The organism is Ahniella affigens, assembly GCF_003015185.1.
Taxonomy (GTDB): Bacteria; Pseudomonadota; Gammaproteobacteria; order Xanthomonadales; family Ahniellaceae; genus Ahniella; species Ahniella affigens.
Map to the genome: position 1 here is coordinate 4012595 of NZ_CP027860.1, position 19110 is coordinate 4031704.

17 protein-coding genes are annotated in these 19110 nt (G+C 60.4%); 6 read left to right on the forward strand and 11 right to left on the reverse strand.

Annotated features, from left to right (window positions below; genetic code table 11):
* Positions 1 to 7 precede the first annotated feature (7 nt).
* Both C7S18_RS15425 and C7S18_RS15430 read right to left on the reverse strand, forming a co-directional pair.
* Positions 8 to 679, reverse strand: coding sequence for a Fe2+-dependent dioxygenase (locus C7S18_RS15425; RefSeq protein ID WP_106892408.1), 672 nt, complete (start codon positions 677 to 679; stop codon positions 8 to 10).
* 5 nt (positions 680 to 684) lie between these two features.
* Entirely contained in the window at positions 685 to 2391 is a 1707-nt protein-coding gene (locus C7S18_RS15430; RefSeq protein ID WP_170113293.1) for a SpoIIE family protein phosphatase, read from the reverse strand.
* A 149-nt stretch (positions 2392 to 2540) separates the two neighbouring features.
* On the opposite strand from C7S18_RS15430, the gene C7S18_RS15435 reads away from it, so the two are divergent.
* The 3 genes from C7S18_RS15435 to lptG all read left to right on the forward strand — a co-directional run bounded on the left by C7S18_RS15435 (position 2541) and on the right by lptG (position 5252).
* Complete coding sequence (locus C7S18_RS15435) at positions 2541 to 2927, forward strand: MAPEG family protein (RefSeq protein WP_106892410.1); 387 nt, start codon at positions 2541 to 2543, stop codon at positions 2925 to 2927.
* 151 nt (positions 2928 to 3078) lie between these two features.
* Positions 3079 to 4173 (forward strand): LPS export ABC transporter permease LptF, encoded by a 1095-nt coding sequence (gene lptF / locus C7S18_RS15440; RefSeq protein WP_106892411.1) that lies wholly within the window; start codon positions 3079 to 3081, stop codon positions 4171 to 4173.
* Entirely contained in the window at positions 4170 to 5252 is a 1083-nt protein-coding gene (lptG, locus tag C7S18_RS15445; RefSeq protein ID WP_146151946.1) for an LPS export ABC transporter permease LptG, read from the forward strand. Before lptF ends, lptG begins: the two co-directional genes overlap by 4 nt.
* Positions 5253 to 5317: 65 nt before the next feature.
* Here lptG and C7S18_RS15450 read toward each other — a convergent pair whose 3' ends face one another.
* The 7 genes from C7S18_RS15450 to rfbB are packed head-to-tail and all read right to left on the reverse strand — an operon-like array spanning position 5318 to position 12217.
* Positions 5318 to 5845, reverse strand: coding sequence for a class I SAM-dependent methyltransferase (locus C7S18_RS15450; RefSeq protein WP_106892413.1), 528 nt, complete (start codon positions 5843 to 5845; stop codon positions 5318 to 5320).
* Positions 5842 to 7401, reverse strand: a complete 1560-nt coding sequence (locus tag C7S18_RS15455) for a hypothetical protein (protein WP_106892414.1) — start codon at positions 7399 to 7401, stop codon at positions 5842 to 5844. Before C7S18_RS15455 ends, C7S18_RS15450 begins: the two co-directional genes overlap by 4 nt.
* Complete coding sequence (locus C7S18_RS15460) at positions 7401 to 8831, reverse strand: mannose-1-phosphate guanylyltransferase/mannose-6-phosphate isomerase (RefSeq protein ID WP_240623911.1); 1431 nt, start codon at positions 8829 to 8831, stop codon at positions 7401 to 7403. Before C7S18_RS15460 ends, C7S18_RS15455 begins: the two co-directional genes overlap by 1 nt.
* Positions 8828 to 9724, reverse strand: coding sequence for a dTDP-4-dehydrorhamnose reductase (gene rfbD, locus C7S18_RS15465; RefSeq protein WP_106892415.1), 897 nt, complete (start codon positions 9722 to 9724; stop codon positions 8828 to 8830). Before rfbD ends, C7S18_RS15460 begins: the two co-directional genes overlap by 4 nt.
* Complete coding sequence (gene rfbC, locus C7S18_RS15470; protein ID WP_106892416.1) at positions 9721 to 10278, reverse strand: dTDP-4-dehydrorhamnose 3,5-epimerase; 558 nt, start codon at positions 10276 to 10278, stop codon at positions 9721 to 9723. The genes rfbD and rfbC overlap by 4 nt, the downstream gene beginning before the upstream one ends.
* Positions 10275 to 11162: a glucose-1-phosphate thymidylyltransferase RfbA gene (gene rfbA, locus C7S18_RS15475; RefSeq protein ID WP_106892417.1), complete on the reverse strand. Its 888-nt coding sequence runs from the start codon at positions 11160 to 11162 to the stop codon at positions 10275 to 10277. Before rfbA ends, rfbC begins: the two co-directional genes overlap by 4 nt.
* A 2-nt stretch (positions 11163 to 11164) precedes the next feature.
* The gene (gene rfbB / locus C7S18_RS15480; RefSeq protein WP_106892418.1) at positions 11165 to 12217 is read right to left on the reverse strand and encodes a dTDP-glucose 4,6-dehydratase; all 1053 of its coding nucleotides are present in this window, start codon (positions 12215 to 12217) and stop codon (positions 11165 to 11167) included.
* 362 nt (positions 12218 to 12579) lie between these two features.
* Here rfbB and C7S18_RS15485 point away from each other — a divergent pair, with 362 nt between their 5' ends.
* The 3 genes from C7S18_RS15485 (at position 12580) to C7S18_RS15495 (ending at position 16220) form a co-directional block, all read left to right on the forward strand.
* Positions 12580 to 13683, forward strand: coding sequence for a hypothetical protein (locus C7S18_RS15485; RefSeq protein WP_106892419.1), 1104 nt, complete (start codon positions 12580 to 12582; stop codon positions 13681 to 13683).
* 643 nt (positions 13684 to 14326) lie between these two features.
* The gene (locus tag C7S18_RS24230) at positions 14327 to 15079 is read left to right on the forward strand and encodes a hypothetical protein (protein WP_146151947.1); all 753 of its coding nucleotides are present in this window, start codon (positions 14327 to 14329) and stop codon (positions 15077 to 15079) included.
* 511 nt (positions 15080 to 15590) lie between these two features.
* Positions 15591 to 16220 (forward strand): 2-hydroxychromene-2-carboxylate isomerase, encoded by a 630-nt coding sequence (locus tag C7S18_RS15495; RefSeq protein ID WP_170113294.1) that lies wholly within the window; start codon positions 15591 to 15593, stop codon positions 16218 to 16220.
* A gap of 40 nt (positions 16221 to 16260) precedes the next feature.
* Here the strand turns inward: C7S18_RS15495 and C7S18_RS15500 are convergent, their stop codons facing one another.
* Together C7S18_RS15500 and C7S18_RS15505 are read right to left on the reverse strand one after the other, a co-directional pair.
* Positions 16261 to 17868 carry a putative bifunctional diguanylate cyclase/phosphodiesterase gene (locus C7S18_RS15500; protein ID WP_106892422.1) on the reverse strand — a complete coding sequence of 536 codons (1608 nt, stop codon included), beginning with the start codon at positions 17866 to 17868 and terminating at the stop codon, positions 16261 to 16263.
* Positions 17869 to 18281: 413 nt separating this feature from the next.
* The gene (locus C7S18_RS15505) at positions 18282 to 19097 is read right to left on the reverse strand and encodes an RNA methyltransferase (RefSeq protein WP_206207913.1); all 816 of its coding nucleotides are present in this window, start codon (positions 19095 to 19097) and stop codon (positions 18282 to 18284) included.
* Positions 19098 to 19110: the final 13 nt, after the last annotated feature.

The window sequence follows — 19110 nt, forward strand, 5'->3', positions numbered from 1 at the left end:
ACTTGCCTCAAGTCTCGGCGTAGCGACGAACGAGGTTCGCAAACGACTTGTTCAACAATTCAAAGGCGCGACTATTGCCTTCGGCCGCGTGCACGAGACTCCGCGCCCGCGAAATATCGTGCAGCAATTCGCGCACGCCGGGATCGCGGATTAGGCTCTGGAACCAGCCGACCACCGCCACACGCTCACCGGACTGCAGCGGTCGCACCCGGTGGAGCTGCCCGGTCGGGTAACAGATCAGACTGCCCACCGAAAGTTTGTAGATCGCCTCATTGCTGCCCGTGTCAAACGCCAGCTCGCCACCTTCATAGCGATCGGGCTCGGACAAGAACAACGTGAACGACAAGTCCGAGCGGATCAAGGTGGGATCGCCCATCAACGGCGTATCCACATGCAAGCCATATTGCATGCCGGGCTGATAGCGGCTGACTAACATGGCCGCGAGGGCACGTGGGTGCGTTGCGTCCATGAACACTTGGCTGCGGCGCAGTGCATTCATGACCAGGCGCATGATCTCCGGCATCACCGGATGGTCCAATGGTATCTGGGTATTCTGCTTGACTTGGCTGAGCTGAGCACCTGCCGTTTCGCGACCATCCACAAATTCGGCGCGCGCGATCAGCGTTTTCAGCACCCGCACTTCGTCGGGCGTGACCAGATTGTCGAAGGTCAGGATCATGGCACTTAGCGGCGATACAACGCGATCATGGTCAGGTCATCGTACTGGGTGACATCACCCAGCACTTGCCCCACGGCTGTCAACAGCGATTCGATGGTCTGCCCTGCCGAACGCGACTGCGCGAGCACGTGTTTGACCCGTTCCAGACCGAACGGATCGCCACTTGGCCCTTGTGCCTCGTCCAAACCGTCCGTGAAAAAGAGGGCGCCGTCACCCCGATTCAGTTCGATGATCTGATCGGTGTACACCGCCATCTGCGGGGTTCCGAGCGCAGGCGAAATAGTCAGCGACGGCGTTTCGATGCTGCCGTCGACACGTCGAATGAGTGGTGGCGGATGCCCGGCAGTCGCAATTTTCAGCAAGCCCCGCGCCGGATCAAGCGACGCCACCGTCACGGTGATGAACATGCCCGCTTCCATCTCGTTGCGAATCAGGTTCTGCATCTGCGTGAGCAGGTCGGCTGGCGACTTGCTGCGCGGCGCGAAAGCCCGTGCATGCGCACCCACACGCGCCATGTACAGCGCAGCCGGCATGCCTTTGCCAGACACATCGCCAATCATCAGCGCGATCCGACCATCGCCGAGCGTGAGGAAATCAAACAGATCGCCACCGACGATCCGTGCGGCGGTGTAGTTGTCGGCGATTTCATAGCCGTCGATGCGCGGCGTCGCAGCCGGCAGAAAGCGCTGCTGGATGCGTCGTGATAGATCGATGTCCTGAGGATGGATCAGGCGCTCGGACTCTGCATGCCGGTTGCCGGTCAAGATCGCGCCAATCAAGCCGGCGATGCCATTCATGAACGCACGATCAGACGCGCGCACCGCGAGCGGATCGCGCTCTGAAGCGAGGAACAGCGCACCCAGCACATTGCCCATGCTGCGCACCGGTATCGTTGCCACGGCGCACGGCAGGCGGTCCAGATACGCGGCGGGCACCATGCTGGGCCCTGCCGCTGCCTGCGACACGATGATCGGCTGCGCATGCGATACGGCCGCGCTGGCCAGCGCGTTGGCCAAGTCTTCGTCCAGACGCATGCCGCCACGCACGCGTTTGCAGAGCACGCGCCAGGGCCGATGCGCCGCTTCGCGGGCAAGCAAGGCGAACGCCTCGACGCGCGGGAATGCCTCGGCGAGGCTGGCCAGTGCTCCATTCAATTGGTCATCCAGCCCAGTCTGATCGGCGATCTGCTCACCCAGCTGGGTCATCGCTGACAGGCGGGAAATCGTATTCTGATACAGCTCGTTGGCGGCCGAGGTCCGTGGTGCCTGCGTTGGCGGCGTCAGTGGCTCGACCGTCACGATCGGCGGCGCGGCCGCGCGGCTGGGCGGAAACGGCGTCGTTTCCATGATGGTGGGTTCGGGCGACAGGGGCTGCTGCGTGCGATCCCGACTTCGGACCCTGAGGCGCGTCTGACCGAGTTCAATCGTGTCGCCATCAAGCAGCGGTACCGGTGCCAACAACACTTTGCCGTTGTGCCGCGTGCCGTTGGCGCTTTCGAGATCTTTGAGCCGCCAACTGTTGCCAACCGGTTCGATTTCGGCATGACGACGCGACACGGCGAGGTCGCTGATTACCAGGTCAGCAAACTGCCCCCGGCCCAGTACTGTCTGGCCGGCAATCACAAACTTTTGGCCAGCCTGGGGGCCAGCCTCGGCAATCAGTTCCAGCATGATGGGGAAAGAGGGTTCTTCGGCATGGCTGGAGTTTGGCATAAACTCGAAGGCGAGTAGACAGACCAGCCCACTGGACCCGTCCGGCGCCAGCCTGAAGCGCCGGGATCGGAATCTGGATCCTGGCTGCATTCCAACCTGTTCGTAATCCCGCGATCTGGCCCGCGTTTGTGGGCCCATGGAGATAGAAGATGACTATTGCGTTCTGGTGTGTACTGGCTGCTGCCCTGATGCCCTACCTCTGGGTAGGCATTGCCAAATTCAGCACCAGGGGTTACGACAACGCGGCGGTCCGTGATTTCGAGGACCGCTTGAGTGGCATGCCCAAGCGGGCCCATTGGGCCCATCTGAACAGTTTTGAGGCGTTCCCCTTCTTTGCCGCCGGCGTGATCATCGCCGCCATCGGCGGGGCGGACCCAGCCCGGATCGACTTGCTGGCCATGAGCTTCATCGGCCTGCGCCTGGCGTATGGCGCGGCCTATCTTGCCAATTTGGCCACGCTCAGGAGTTTGATCTGGATCGCGAGCATGGCCACAGTCGTCCTGATGTTCACGAATATTCCTGGCAAAGTCGCCTGAGCGGCGGTAAATCGATCCCGGAAGGGATTGATGCGGCGCGAGCGCGTCTGGCGCGACCACGGCAAAGCCGGATCGCGCCATTCAACGGCGGGCTAACCTGGGCCTGATAGACTGGGGGGATATTTTGTCGCCCGAAGATTGCCACTAGCCCATGTTCAAGATTGTTGACCGCTATCTCACCCGCGAGCTGTTTCGCTCGTTCGTGGGAGTCAGTGTCGTCTTGACGTTGATTCTGGTGGGCGGTTTGCTGGCCGATGTGCTGAATCGGGTGGCGCGCGGCCGCATCCCGGCAGGGCTGTTGCTATCGCAAATCGGCCTGCGATCGCTCGATGCGATGGCGCTGCTGCTCCCGCTCGGCTTTTTCCTGGCGACTTATCTCGCTTACAGCCGGCTGTTCCGGGATGGCGAGGCGGGCGTGCTGTCGGCATCCGGCCTCAACCACTTCGGATTCCTGAAACCCGTGCTCTGGCTCGCGCTGCCCATCGCCGTGTTTTTGGGCATGACGACCATGTATTGGTCGCCCCAAGCGCTTGCCAAGGCCGACCAGATGGTTCGCGAAGCGAACCGATCCCTGCTGGTTGCGGGCCTCGAACCCGGCAAGTTCGTCGACCTGCCCGGGCGCTACGGGGTGATATTTGTTGGCGAAATGAGCCCCGACGGTAGCGAATTCAAGCATCTGTTCGTCCAGCACGAGAAAGGGGACCGGGTCGATATCGTCACGGCCGCATCGGGCAAGCTGTACACCGATCGGCAAGGCCGCGAACGCTTTCTGCGGCTGGAGCAGGGCTTTCGGGTCGAGGGCGGCATGGAGAGCCCGAACTTTCGCTCGATGCGATTCGCCGTCAACGATGTCCGCCTGCCCGATAGCGAAGAAGGCAGCGGCAAGCGAGCCGAGAGCCTGCGGACCTTCGACGCGTTGATCCTGAGCACGAATCGCGCGGATCGCGCTGAGCTGCACTGGCGGGTTGGGGTGCCGATTTCGGTGCTGATCCTTGGCTTGCTGGCGTTGCCGCTTGCGCATGCCCGTCCGCGCGAGTCGCGTTTCGGTGTCGGCATTCTGGTTGTCGTCGGCTATGTGCTCTACAGCAACCTGATGGCGCTGGGCCGCGGTTGGCTCGCCGAGGGCAAGATCCCAATGCCGCTCGGGCTCTGGTGGCTGCACGGCACCGTTCTGGCGCTCGCCCTGTTGCTGCTTTGGTCGCGAACCAGGCTGCCGCGACCCAAACCAGCAAGGAAGCGTCGATGAGAGGGATCAAACGGGCGGACTGGCTCATTCTGCGGGCGGTCGCAAGCTCGCTCGCGCTGTCCTGGCTCGTGCTCGTTGGCATTGATACCGCGCAGGCGTTTGCCAATGAGATGGACGAAATTGGCAGCGGGAATTACGACTTGATGACCGCGGTGACGTACACCGCCTGGACGGTACCGCGTCGCTTCTACGAACTCTTCCCGATGGCAGCCGTGCTGGCTGCTGTGGTCGGTCTGGGCTCTCTTGCGCCCACTTCTGAGCTCACCGCGCTGCGTGCTGCAGGCATGTCCAAGCTGCGCATTTCGGCACCGGTCATTCTGCTGCTGCTGTTGGTGGGCATGGGCGTGACCAGTATCGGTGAAACCTTGGCCGCATTCGGAGAGCACCAGGCGCAGTCGGTGCAGGCCGGCGCAAAGTCGCGGGATCTCGTGGTCACCAGCCGCACCGGCATGTGGGCTCGTGATGGCGCCTACTTGCTGAATGCCCGAAGTGGCAAGGTGGAAGGCGGCGAACTGGTGCTGATCGATGCCCGCCTGTATGAGTTCGACCCGCAGGGCCGCCTGCTCGGCATTGTGCGAGCGGAAAAGGCGCGCAATCGCGATGGCGTCTGGCGCTTCGAGACCTTGCGTCGGTTTGGCTTTACCAAGGCCAAGGTCAGCTCGACCACTGAAGCGAGTTGGGTCTGGCAGAGCAAGTTGGACCCGCGCCTGATGACCCTTGGTCTGGTGCAGCCGCGCTATCAGGCAGTCAAAGACTTGCGTCGGCATATCGATTACCTGCTCCGCAACGGGCTCGATGCCAGCGAGTTTCTTGACGCGCTTTGGACGCGTTTTGCCTACCCATTGCGCGCAATCGCCCCGGCCTTCCTGGCGCTGCCGTTTGCGTTCGGATTTCTACGCTCTGGCGGGCTTGGCAAACGCATCATGATCGGCGCGGTCATCGGCCTGACCTTTTATTTCTTCTCAAGAATGCTCGGAGATCTGGCGGGGGTTTACGGCTTCAATCTGGCCGTGGCCAACCTCGTGCCGCCCATTCTCTTGATGCTCGCATCGATGGTGCATCTGGCTCGCAGCCGTTAGTCCCGCTGCCAGGCTTCGAAGAACGGCAGTTCATAGCTGTCTTCAAGGCACTGCATTTCCAGCCCTCAGTCGAGCCGGGTCATTTGGCAGACGAGTTCCATGAAGGTATTGATGTTGCGGCTCATGCGCTGTTGCAGGGTGGCTTGGTCCACGTTCTTAACGTAGTCATCGCGCGGATCCGAGACCCCTTTGAACGCGCAATCAAAGTTGCAGACCATTTCAACATGCGGGGCATTCTGCTCGCGCCAGGCACGATTCGTGAAAAAGTAGGTCTGACTGCAGACTGGCGGCCATTGGTGCGTCGGATCGCCGTACGCACTCTCATGCGACCAGTGCGGGGTGATGATCAGCGCTTTGCCACCCGGCACGAGAATGCGCCAGACCTCATCAAAGAACTGACAGCGCTCGGATCCGGTCAGATGCTCCAATACATGCGAGCAATGAATGTCGCTGACGCTTCCGTCGGCAAACGGCCACGGCACGCGCCGTAGGTCATGCACGACATCCACGCCCGCAAAGGACTTGGAGTCCATTCCGACAAAACCCGGCCGCTTGTTCGTACCGCAGCCCAAATCGAGTTTGATCGTCGTCATGGATTGGGTGTTCCGGTACTGGCCATATCTTTGACCGCCGCACCCTCGGCATTGTCGACTGCCGCGCGAAGCATCGGCTCGGCTTCTGCGGCCAATGTAGGCTGATGGCCATCGACTAACGCAATCTGGCAACTGGTCGCCTGGGCATAGAGTTTCGGACTGGCCTTGGCCAATACGCCCGGATCGGCAAACAAGCAAGCCGGGCGATCATCTGCCAACTCCAGATTGCGCGCCCATTTCAGCGCATCGATCAGGTCTTCCGCCTGCTGGTCCTGAGCGAGTGCCGCGCGTGAACCGAGTTCCAGAACCGTAAAGCCATGCTCCGCAAGGCTGAACGCGAACGGCGCAAAGCCCCAGGTTGGGGCCGGATCGGCCATGATCACCGCGAGCCGACCAGTTTGCTTCCCTTTGCGCGTGACAAATCCGTCTCGCAACACCCCATCGCGCAGCGCCAGTTGCCGGGGATCGCGTGTCTGTTCGCCCGGCACATAGGCTTCACGCGCGGCAATGCCAATGCGGCGTGCCAGGACCTCGTCGCGATGCCACAGCTCGAAAACCTTCGGCTGATCCATCCGGGTCATCGCGACCAGCGTCAGGCGCTGATCGGCACTTCGTCCCAACACTTCAATCATGGTGCGCTCGTGCTTGATGGTCCACTCCAGATAGCGCTGCACATCAGGATGCGCCATATCGAGCAACTCGGCACTCGGTTCGCCGGTCAGCCAGACAACGCCAAGGATGACTAAGTGATCCAGGCTCCGCAGATACCGGTCCGGCATCCGCGATTGACTGTAGGCTAACTCCAACACCTGACTACCCGAAAGCCGAAGCAAACGCGCACCGCCAGCAGGCGGACGTTGCTCAAAGAACAAATCACCATTGAGAAACGTGCCGACTAAATGACTCCCGCGCACCGACTTCGGCACGGTCAGCGCGGTCCACGTCTTGCCCTTGACCGGTGCTTGCCAATACTGGCGCTGGCCCGCTGAATCAACACAATCAGCGTAGGCCAGCTGGCCCGAGGGGTTGCTCTGCAGGTCGCAATGCCCTGGCAGCTTTGCCAAGACGTCACCGTGCCCCGAATCAAATTCCACTCGCAGCAAATGGGTTTGCGGGCGCCTACCAGCGACATCGCGCAGAATCTCGAAACCCAACTGATCAGCTGGCACGACCTCCGTAAAGCGCAGTGCGTCCGCCGTCAAGACCTCACGCAACTTGCGTGACGACAAGTGCACCACATAAAGCGTTTCTCGATAGTGGTCGCCTTCGCCGTGTCCGATCACGAACGCAAATCGGCGTTGTGGCAGTATTTTGAAGCCGCGAATGACCTCGCCCGGCTTGGGGTTGAAGGCGTAGCGTACGGACGTGTTTTCGGTGACGTGCACCGACAGCAGCTCCGCACCATCCTTCACGCGCTTCAGTGCGAAGAACTCGCCAGCACTCGCGAAATCGACATCGAGCACATCGGGGGTGCCAAAAGGACCCGCGAGCGGCGCCGTTTGCGCCAGAACCTGGCTGGTGGCGATGGTCAAAATCAACGCAAATAAGAGGCGCATCAAACTCTCCCGTAACGGTCTTCGAGGCGAACGATGTCGTCCTCACCAAAATAGTCGCCACACTGCACTTCGATCAAGGCAAGATCTTGGTCAGTGCGGTTCTCGAGGCGATGCAAGGTGTCAATCGGGATATAGCAGCTCTGGTTCTGGCGAAGATCAAATTCCTGATCCCCAATTCGGACGAGCGCGGTACCGCTGACCACCGTCCAATGCTCGCTGCGCCGATGATGCTTCTGCAGACTGAGCACGTGCCCCGGCTTGACGACCAAGCGCTTGACCTTGCAGTCGTCAGCATCTTCGAGCACCGTGTAGCTGCCCCAAGGGCGATACACCGTGGTGTGCAATTCGGTACTGTGATGCTTCGCCTGCTTCAGCGCATCGACCACCTGCTTGACCGACTGCGATTGCTCGCGATGCGCAACCAGCAACGCATCGTCGGTATCGATGATCATGAGGTCCGACACGCCAACCGCAGCGATCACCCGCTTCGGGCTCTGTACGTAGTTGCGCGCCGCACCGACAAACACGGCATTACCAAGCCGGCGATTGCCGACTTCGTCCGCGTCGACGAGGTCAGCCAGCGCATTCCACGAGCCGATATCGCTCCAGTCAAATGCCGCCGGCACGACCGCGCGATGCGTCGCACGCTCCATGATTGCGTAGTCGATCGAAATGTCAGGCACTTGCTTCAGCGCGTCCAGATTCAACACCTGCGAGGCCGCATCGTGATCGGTTTGAATCGTGCCGCGCGTGGGCGCCAACACTTCGGGGCACACCTGGTTCGCGACATCCAGCAACGTCCCCGCGCGAAAGCAGAACATGCCGGAGTTCCAGTAGAACCCACCACTGCTCAAGTATTTCTGTGCTGTCTGCAGATCGGGCTTCTCGACAAAGCGAGCCACTTCGAATCCGGACTCGCGCAACGCCGGGCCGCGCTCGATATAGCCGTAACCCGTCTCTGGCCGCGTCGGCACCACACCGAACGTGCCGAGATAACCGTCAGCGGCAAGGCGCTCCGCGCGCTGCACCGCCTCCTTGAACGCATCCAAGTCGCGGATCAGATGATCGGCGGGCAACACCAGAATCTGCGCGTCGTCTCCGTAGCGCGCCTGCACCCAGAGCGCTGCCGCGAGAATGGCGGGCGCAGTATTGCGGGCAATCGGTTCGAGCAACATGACCTGCCGCTCGGGCGCAAAACCCGCGATGCCCGCATACGCATCACGCGTGATGAAGCCGTAGTCGCGCGCGGTCACCGTAATGATTGGAGCGGCGGCATCGGCCACTGCCAGTGCGCGCTTCGCAGTCTTCTCAAGCAGCGTTTCGCCATCCGGCAGACTCATGAAGGGCTTTGGATACGAGCGCCTGGACACCGGCCACAAGCGCGTGCCGGCTCCGCCAGACAGAATTACGGGAATCATTGTTGCAGTCATGCAGTGTTCCGGTCCTTCAGTTCATCCAATACCAGTTCCATCGGCACTTGCCAGGCGGGCAACTGCAGACCGAAATTCATTTCGAGCTTTTTGCAATCGAGCACGCTGTAATGCGGACGCTTGGCCTTGGTCGGAAACGCATCGCTTCGAATCGCCAGCACCTCTGGCATCCGGGCCATCAGCCCGCGGGCTACGGCGGCTTGCAGCAACGCGGTCGCGAATCCATGCCAGGTTGTTTGTCCGGCCGCAGTCACGTGATAGGCACCAAAGCGCAGATCGTTCGCCGGCGCCGTGCGCAGGGCGGCGATCATCAGCGCCGACACCTGCGCAATCAACCGAGCCGATGTCGGTGTCCCGTGCTGGTCCGCCACGACGCGCAGTTGCTCTTGTTCAGCACCGAGACGCAACATGGTGCGGAGGAAATTCTTGCCACGCGCGGCAAAAACCCAGGCCGTACGCAAAATCAGATGCGGCGCGCCACTAACTTGCAGCGCGCGTTCGCCCGCGAGCTTGCTCGCGCCATACACACCAATCGGCGCGCACGCATCGCTGACTTGCCGCGCACCCGGCTCAGTGCCTGCAAACACATAGTCGGTCGAGTAGTGCAACACACGCGCACCAATCGCTTTCGCCGATGCGCCGATGACGCTGAGCGCCTCACCATTGATCTGGTGTGCCAATTCAGGCTGGTCTTCGGCGCGATCCACCGCCGTATAAGCAGCGGCGTTGATGATCCAGTCCGGGCGCTCTGCGGCAATTAACGCCGCCAAAGCGTCGTGCTGACTGAGATCGGCTTCGGTGCGCGTGCACGCACGCACATGGCCGAGACCGAGCAGACTGCGGCGCAGTTCAAAGCCCACTTGACCGTCCGCACCGAGCAGCAGCAATTTCATGGCGCGTAAACCGGTAGGCGGGCTTCAGGAATCTGGTCGAGAAAGGGTGCCTCGGCATCTTTTGCACTGAGACTCGGCGACGCAACGGGCCAGTTGATCGCAAAACGCGCATCGTTCCACCGCACACTCGCATCAGCCGCTTTGTCGTAAGGCGCGGTGACGCCGTAGTGAAACAAAGCCGTATCACTCGTCACCGCAAATCCATGCGCAAATCCTTCCGGCACCCAAAGCTGGCGCTTGTTCTCGGCCGAAAGCACTGCGCCGACCCACTGCCCAAACGTCGGCGAGCCACGCCGAATATCGACGGCGACATCGAACACCTCGCCTTCGAGCACGCTGACCAACTTGCCTTGTGGGTTCGGCCATTGATAGTGCAGACCGCGGAGCACACCGCATGCTGATCGCGACAGATTGACTTGCACCAAATTGATGTCGATCCCGGCGTCGCGGTAGCGGCTCTGATTAAAGCTTTCGAAGAAAAAGCCGCGCGCGTCGCCGAACACCTGGGGCTCGATCAGCTTGACCTCGGGAATGGCGAGCGCGGTGACCTTCATCGCATACCCTCGCCGCGGGCAATGCGCAGCAGGTATTCGCCATAACCGCTTTTCTTCAGCGGCTCAGCGATGCGGGTCAGCTGCTCGGCATCGATCCAACCATTCTGGAACGCAATTTCCTCGGGGCAGCACACGCGAAGCCCCTGGCGCGCCTCAATCGTCTCAATATAGGTGCCCGCTTGAATCAACGACTCGTGCGTGCCGGTGTCGAGCCAGGCATAACCGCGCCCGAGCTTCTCGAGTCGCAAGCTGCCCTCGTTCAAATAGCACCGATTCAGATCGGTGATTTCGAGCTCGCCGCGGGGAGAGGGTTTCAACGCGGCGGCAAAGTCGCTGGCGCGACCATCGTAGAAATAAAGCCCCGTCACAGCGTAATTCGACCGCGGCTGTTTGGGCTTTTCTTCCAGTCCAACCACCGTACCGTTGCCATCGAACTCCGCGACGCCGTAGCGTTCTGGGTCCTTCACCCAGTAACCAAACACCGTCGCGCCTTGATCGTGGCCAGCAGCACGCTTCAGCACGTCGGTCAGACCATGGCCATAGAAAATGTTGTCACCTAGGATCAGGCAGGATGGTTTGCCGGCGACGAACTCGCGGCCGATCAGGTAGGCCTGCGCAAGACCATCCGGACTCGGTTGCACGGCATACGTGATCGACATGCCCCACTGCGACCCATCGCCAAGCAGACGTCGGAATAACTCCTGCTCATGCGGCGTGTTGATGATCAGCACGTCGCGAATGCCCGCGAGCATCAGCACGGACAACGGGTAGTAGATCATCGGCTTGTCGTAGACCGGCAGCAGTTGCTTGCTGATCGACAAGGTGAGCGGATGCAGGCGCGTACCAGCCCCGCCGGCCAGAATGATGCCCTTTTGCGTACTCATGATCAGGCGACTCCCAATCGTTCGCCGCGATAACTGCCATCGCGGATGCGCGCGCACCAGTCCTGATTCGCGAGATACCAATCGACGGTACGGGCCAAGCCAGACTCGAACGACTCCTGCTGGACCCAGCCGAGCTCGGTGCGAATCTTGCTCGTGTCGATCGCATAGCGACGATCATGGCCGGGACGATCCTTGACGTACGTGATCAGATCGTGGCGCGAGCTGCCATCGGCACGCGGACGGCGGGCATCGACGAGATCAATGATCGCGCGCACCACCGAAATATTCTCGCGCTCCGCTTCGCCCCCCACGTTGTAGACCTCGCCCGGCCGACCGCGCTCCAGCACGGTGCGGATCGCGCCGCAGTGATCGCCAACATACAGCCAGTCGCGAACATTGCGGCCATCGCCATAGACGGGCAACGACTCGTTGCTGAGCGCTTTCTGGATCATCAGCGGGATCAGTTTTTCAGGAAACTGGAACGGCCCGTAGTTGTTCGAGCAATTCGTGGTCAGCGTCGGCAAGCCATAGGTGTGATGAAACGCGCGCACCAAGTGGTCGGACGACGCTTTGCTCGCTGAGTAAGGCGAGTTCGGCGCGTATTGCGTCTGCTCAGTGAATTTGCCGTCGGCGCCCAGCGAGCCGTAAACCTCGTCGGTCGAGACATGCAGGAATCTTAAGCCGGCCTTGCCCGCATCATCCCGGCTGCGGAAATGCGCCAGGACGGCTTCGAGCAAGGTCAGCGTCCCAACCACATTGGTCTGGATGAACGCCGCCGGTCCATCGATCGAGCGGTCGACATGACTCTCGGCCGCAAAATTGATCACCGCATCCGGCTGATATTCCGCCAACACGCGGTCCAGCAACGCCCGATCGTTGATCGAGCCGTGCACAAAGATGTGCTGCGGATTGCCGTTCAGGGCAGCGAGCGTGTCCAGGTTGCCGGCATAGGTCAGCGCATCCAGATTGACGACGCGCGTCTCGGCGGACACGTTCGCCAGCACGAAATTGCCGCCAATAAATCCGGCTCCGCCGGTCACCAACCAGGTTTTCATCAATCCAAGTCCTTGTTTTGTTTACCAGAATCGATCCGCAGCACGTCATTAGACGGCCACCACCCGATCCCGGTCGCCAAGCCAGCCTGACATTGTACCTGCCCGCCCCGCCTCCCGGCATCCTGGGCTTCCCTGAGACCCGCGGATCAGACGCCCTTTGACGGTAGCCCAGCCAGAATGTTCCCCAGGCCAGTCAGACCCAACGAGTCCCCAGACATCGCAGGGGCCAAGCCGTATCGATCATCCAACCGAATTCGAATCGAAGCCATGGGATTCAGCTGATCGTCAGGGCTTGGCAGCTACTCCTGGGCCGAGAGTTCCCCTGAAATCGGTCAGAAGCCGCCGCACTCTGGAGTCCCATCGTGTATGGATTTCGAATCACACTGTTTGCCATTCTGACGTTGCCAGCACTCGCCTGTGGCACCGTACCCGTGACGCAGCCTGCAGCTTGCGAGAAGCTGGCGCCCTTCCGCGAACACGTTGATGACTATGAGGACCTTTTTGCGTGGTCGCTCATGGGCTGCCTGGACTCAAGCATCGAACTCGCCGAGCAATTGGTTCAACGCGAATCGAAGCGGGTCGCTGTCCTGCAAGCGTGCAGCACGGGCAAGGAACCGTGCGACGAAGCGCTGACGGCAGACGATGATCCCGCTGAGCTCGCGGACGATTTGGCTGATGACTTGACCGATCTGACATCCTTGCTCGCCGCTATGAAGGTCAAGCAGGCGATGCTAAGGGAACAGCCCGTATTGGCGCTAAAATCCCTCAATGACCTGCCGCCAGACGAAGATCTGGTTGCTTCAAATGATCCATCGCAGTGCACCCAGGAACCGGCCGAAGATGACGGCGACGCGGCCATCAACCGATGCGCACTCGAGGCGATCTTGCACGGCCAGCAATCAGAACGGGCCGAGCCTCCGATCAATGCGCCGCAACAACCGTGGATCGAGGCCAGGCGTTTGCGAGCGTGCGGCACAGGGGCGTACCTTTTCGCCGCGTACCAGGCCAGCTACCCAACCAATGCCGATGCATGGATTGCCGTTGGTGAACCTGAAGTCGCATTGTCAGAGCTGCTTCGCACCGAGTGGACGGACTTCGCTCAGGCGCTCCTCTTGCCGTTTCAACTCCGGAGTGTGGCAGCGCGTGCCTACGGGCCGGCGCACGCAAACACGCGCTTTCAGTCCGCATTGAACACCATCGAAGTGGTGAGCAACCCTCTACATCGAAGCGCACGCATCAACCTGTTCGGCACTTGGCTACCCCTGCCCGTAGGTGAGGTGGTGGAGTCGCTCCAACGCCAGCAGGATTCGCTTGTAGGCGTGCCAGGCGAACCCCATTTCTACAGCAAATTAGAGATTCGACAGCAATTGGAGACGGCTTGGCAGCAGCAGGATCCGGATTGGATGATCGATCAGTTCATCAAAGATGTTTCAGACGAACTTGAGGCAGAAACGGCCGAAGAATGATGGCTTGGATGGGGTACCGTTGCGCGCGCCACTATGATCAATCAAACCGGCACCGATACCCGTGCGATCGCGGCTTGGCCTAGTGTTCAAACGTTAGATTCGTGGCAGCGCTCCACTCCGCCAACCTTTCTGCACTCCGATGTGACGTTCCCGTTTGCCTACCAGAGGCTTGTTCATGGTCCATACGCTTGCACCCGCTGGGAACCCGCCTGATCGCTTGAACCGCACAGTCAGCATCATTGTTTCCATGTTGCGAATGACCTCTGGGCAGAAACTTCGGAAGGCAACAATTTTGATGCTGCTGAGCGCATTGCCATTGCTGGCCGCGGCAGAAGACCATCGAACCACTCGGTTTGACCTGCGCGACGACCCAGGTTGCAGCGAACTGGCTGCTCGGCTGCCACAAGTGACGCAAGACCAGCAATTAGAGGTTCTGTGGACGCCATGCTTGAGCGCTGTTTTGGCGCATCTGGAAATTCGAGAAGCGGCGCTTCGCAACGCAATCGCGCCGACGCCACCGACCACGGAAGCGTTGGTCTCGGCGCCGCGATCTGAACTTGGAGTGACCAGGAGCCAATCTTCGGCAGGAGCGCCATTCCGTGTCCCTATAACTGATGACAAAGGCGAACCCGAAACACAGTTCTTGTTGAAGCGTTTGACTGCGCAAAAGCATCTTGCGCGACTTCGGCAATCACTACTTGCAGGTGACCAAGCAGTAGCGAAGCACTTGCTGGAAACGGTATCCAACGACTTGATTGCCGACGCGCGCTACAAATTGTCGCTGCCGGCTTTTCAGTTCAAGACCAGGATCATGAGCATTCTCGATCACCCCGATCAGGGCGTGCAAGGCGCGCCTGTTATCGCGCCCACCGCCCCCTGGATTATCGGTCGCGCATACCCAGAAACTCGTACTCATATTTACGATGATAGCCTTTTGGCTGGCGGCACGCCTGATGTTTCGGACGCTTGGTTCGCGACTAAGTCTCCCGAGCGCGCATTGCATCAATACCTCACGGATCAATGGATCTATGAGCTTCAGTATCTGGACCGATTGCCATGGCGAATGCATGAACTCGCAGTCCGACTCTACGGCCATGAGACCGCGGAAACTCTGTTCGAGGCGTCACTCGACACGATCCACATTGATCGGGACTCAGGGCCAACACGGGCCAGCATTGAGTTGTTCGGACTGACGCTGCCACTACCCGTAGTCAAGCGGACACCGATCTATTCGAGCGAACACGCGCCGCATCCGCCTGGGACTGATGGTAATTCGGAGACGTTTACCGACACAAATCTCGACGAGGCATGGCTTCGTAATCTTCTGACCACGCACTGGCAGAATACTGCTCCCGAGTTACAGATCAAGACGCTATTGTCACCGACCAGTCATTGATTAAAGACGTCACGGAAATGCGCCTTGCGAGCACATGTGTCAGGAGTAGGGCTGGGACACTCTAGGGGGGGTCTGAATAAGTCCATCCTGGACTTACAGACCCGCACTGAGTCCGGCACATGTCCGGACTCAGTGCACCAGAATCAAGCACTTGCGCGCTTGATTCTGGGCGGTCCATCCATGGCCCGCATCACCTTTGAACTTGTTCAGAGGCTCGCTAGGAATGCGACTAGCGCCGCTGCTCGGTCGATGTCTGAAGTTGACCGTTCATTCGGGAAAGCGAAGCGGAGATTCGCCGGAAGGTGGACGAAGCTTGCCCACGTCAAAATCCAGCGAGTACCGTCGATCAAGTTGTCGGCGAGAGTTCGGACGAATTGAGAGCGAAATCCGCCTAGGGCTGACACTTTGATGCGATCCCAGCACCACCACCCACTATGATTCTATGGCCCGCCGACGAACGCGCGATCAATTGGAGATCAAGCGACGACGCCGCCACATACGAGGAGCATCGATGCCGCCCGCCGTGTTGTACTTCGATGTCGTATCGCCGTTTGCCTATCTGCTTGACGCACTACTAAGGCGCGAGCCATTGCCTGTGGCGATCACGTATCGGCCAGTTCTGTTCGCAGGGCTATTGAACGCACACGGCCACAAAGGCCCCGCCGAAATTCCACGCAAACGGCAGTTCATGTACCAGTATTGTGTGTGGTGGGCTGAGCAACTCGGTGTGCCATTCAAGTTGCCGGCGGCGCATCCCTTCAACCCGTTGAAGTTTCTGCGCTTGATCATCGCGCTCGACAGCCGGCCGGATGTGGTGTCCACAGTATTCGATGCATTGTTCACGACCGGCGCCGATCCGACCGATCCGGCACTTTGGCAGCAGATCTGCATTGATCTGAATTGCCCGGATGCCGAGCAAAGAATCGAGGCTCCCGAGGTCAAGTCCGCATTGCGCGAGAACACCGAATGTGCACTGCGGGATGGCGTGTTCGGTGTGCCGACGATTCTCGTCGACGGCCGCCTATTCTGGGGTGCCGATGCGCTGCCGATGTTGCGGGATTATTTGCGGACGCCTTCCTTACTCGACTCGCCTGCGATGATGCAGGCGATGCGGTTACCGATCAGCAAATCGAGGCTGTGAGGTCAGCGCACTCACAAACACCGTGACGACCAAGAACGGACTACGCAATCAGCCGATACCGCTGATCAACGATGCCGGTCTGCAATGAGTTCTGCAGATTCAGAGGTGGCATGGGCTGACCGAGGAAAAAGCCCTGACCGGACCGACAGCCAATGGAACGTAGACACTGAATCTGCGCGGCCGACTCAACGCCTTCAGCAACGACTTCGATCTGCAGCGAATGGGCCATCGCGATGATCGCGTGGGTCAGCGCCAAATCATGCCGATCGGCGAGCAAGTCTTCGGTAAAACTGCGATCGATCTTGACGCCTTTCACTCGTACCTGGCGGAGATGCGAGAGACCCGAGAAGCCGGTGCCGAAATCGTCCAGCCACACTTCCACACCGAGCTCCGCAATTCCCGCGAGCACGGCACGAGCCGCGGCGCCACCATCCATCACCGCACTTTCAGTCAGCTCGAGATGCAGCTGGCTCGCGGGCAAACCCGTACGGGCAAGCACGCGCCGAACTTTTTCCGGGAAGCCGGCATCATGGAGCTGTTTCGGAGACACGTTGACCGCCACATACGGGCGACCACCAATCTGCGCCGGCCAGCGCCGCGCTTCCTGGCATGCACGTTCCAGCACGTAGACACCCAGCTGGTCAATCATGCCGACATCCTCGGCAATGCCAACGAAGATGTTTGGCGAGACCCAACCGCGCTTCTCGTGATGCCAGCGCAGCAATGCCTCGGCGCCGGAGATACAACCCGATTCCAGATCGATAATTGGCTGGAAATGCAACACAAGCTCGCCGCGATCGAGTGCGAGGCGGAGATCGTGCTCCAATTCGAGACGATCAGCTGCAACCTGGGTCAGGTAATTGGTGAAGTAACGATAGCAGTTGCGACCCGACACTTTCGCCAGGTACATCGCAATGTCGCCGTTCTGCAACAGCTTGCGGGCATCGCAGCCGTCTTCCGGGCACGAACTTACGCCAATGCTGGCGCTGATGTGCAGCACATGCGGCCCATACAGAATCGGCCGCGTCAGCGCTTTTTGCATCGCTTCGGCCACCTGTCCGGCGCGTTTGCGCACCGCCTCGCCTTCGAGCAACACGACAAATTCGTCGCCACCAAAACGAGCGACCAGCGCGTCGGGCTCGGTCGGTTCGAGCACGGCCTGCAAGCGCCGACCGATTTCGGCCAGTACTTCATCGCCCACGTCATGTCCGAGTGTGTCGTTGATCCGCTTGAAATCGTCGAGATCCAAGAGCAGCAGTGCCAAGGATCCGGCCTGCTCACGCGTGCGCTCCTGCCAGTCGGCCAAGTATTGCCGTAGGGCCTGACGGTTGGGCAACCCGGTCAATGCATCCCGTTCGGACTGCAACCGCAGCGCCTCACTCTGCTGGTCAAATGCGGTGGTCAGACCAACCAGGGTGGTGGGCAAATCTTCCGGCGTGCGGAATTCGACTGCCGGCAGTTGCTCGATGGCTTCGGTCAAAGGCTTCAGGATGCGCCGTTCCTGCACCCATGCCAGCATCCCGGCGCCAGAAACGAGTAACAAGCCCTGCCAGGCGGCAACTGCGCCAATCGCGAACAGCCAAACGCCGAGCCCGGCAGCCAAGGCCACCAGCCCGAACAGTTCAAGCCGTAACAGCAACTTACGCACGCATCACCTCACCCAAGTCATGTGTCAATGCGGCAGTACGGACCAGACGTTCAATCATTCAGAACAAAGTTGGTGGACTGCCTAGGAGGTTACCTTACCGCCGTAGAATTCCAAACCTTGCAGCGCAGCGTGAAAGATCGTCATATGGTGACGCAAGTCCGCAAAAAGATTGTTGCGCGCTGGACGTGAGGGCGGCGTTCTGCTTGTGTCCGGGCCGCATCACTCAGCGTGGGGCCATTAATTCGCGGGAGTGCCTTCAGGCCCGAACCTATCTTGCGGCTAGCTCGGTTCGCGGCTGAAGCCGCTCCCACAAAAACCATCGCTCAAGACAATGCTTGCAAGAAGGTCTTCAGCCCGAATCAATCTCGACGCATCCGTTCGCGACTGGCGCCGCCCCCACAATCTGGCGTTGATCAGGCCCCTGGCCTTTCCCCGGTGCCTGTCTCCGCCCCAACCGCAAGCCCATTGCCATCGACCGTCTTCGGCGCCAGCCGAGCACTGCGTTCGGTCTCTGCCAGCACCCCGCGCAGCAACTGCACTTCTTCGACGCCGAGTTGCGCCCGCTGGTACAAGCGGCGAAAGCGTTGCAACAAGCGGGTGTACTCCCGCCCCTTGTAGAAGTCGATCAACGCGAGCGTCGTTTCCAAATGTCCCATGAAGCCTTCGAACTCGGCCAAGGTCGCCAAGGGTCGTGGTTCGGTTTCGGGCACAGGATCGAACGCCATGCTGGCGAGCCGAAGCTCGTAGGCGATCAATTGCACCGCTTGGGCCAGGTTGAGTGACGAAAACTCTGGATTCGTCGGAATCCGCACGGCGTGCTGGCACCGACCCAGTTCGGTATTGGTCAGACCGGTTCGCTCGGTCCCAAACACCACAGCGACCTTCATCCCTTGCTGCACGGCACTCAACACCGCTGCGGCCGTCTCGCGCGGCGCCAGACTCGGCGCCTCATTGAACCGCGGCCGGGCGGTCGTGCCGAACGCCAATTGGCAGTCGGCCAAGGCCGCGTCGAGGCTATCGACGACTCGGGCCGACGCCAGCACGTCATCAGCGCCCGCAGCCAGTGCATCCGCCTCGGCATGCGGAAATTCCTTCGGACTGACCAACACCAGTTCGGCCAATCCCATGTTTTTCATGGCTCGGGCGGTCGAGCCGATGTTGCCTGGGTGCGAGGTTTCGACCAGGACGACACGGATCTGGGGCAGCAACCGGGAAGATGAATCGGACATGGACGGATCGCCA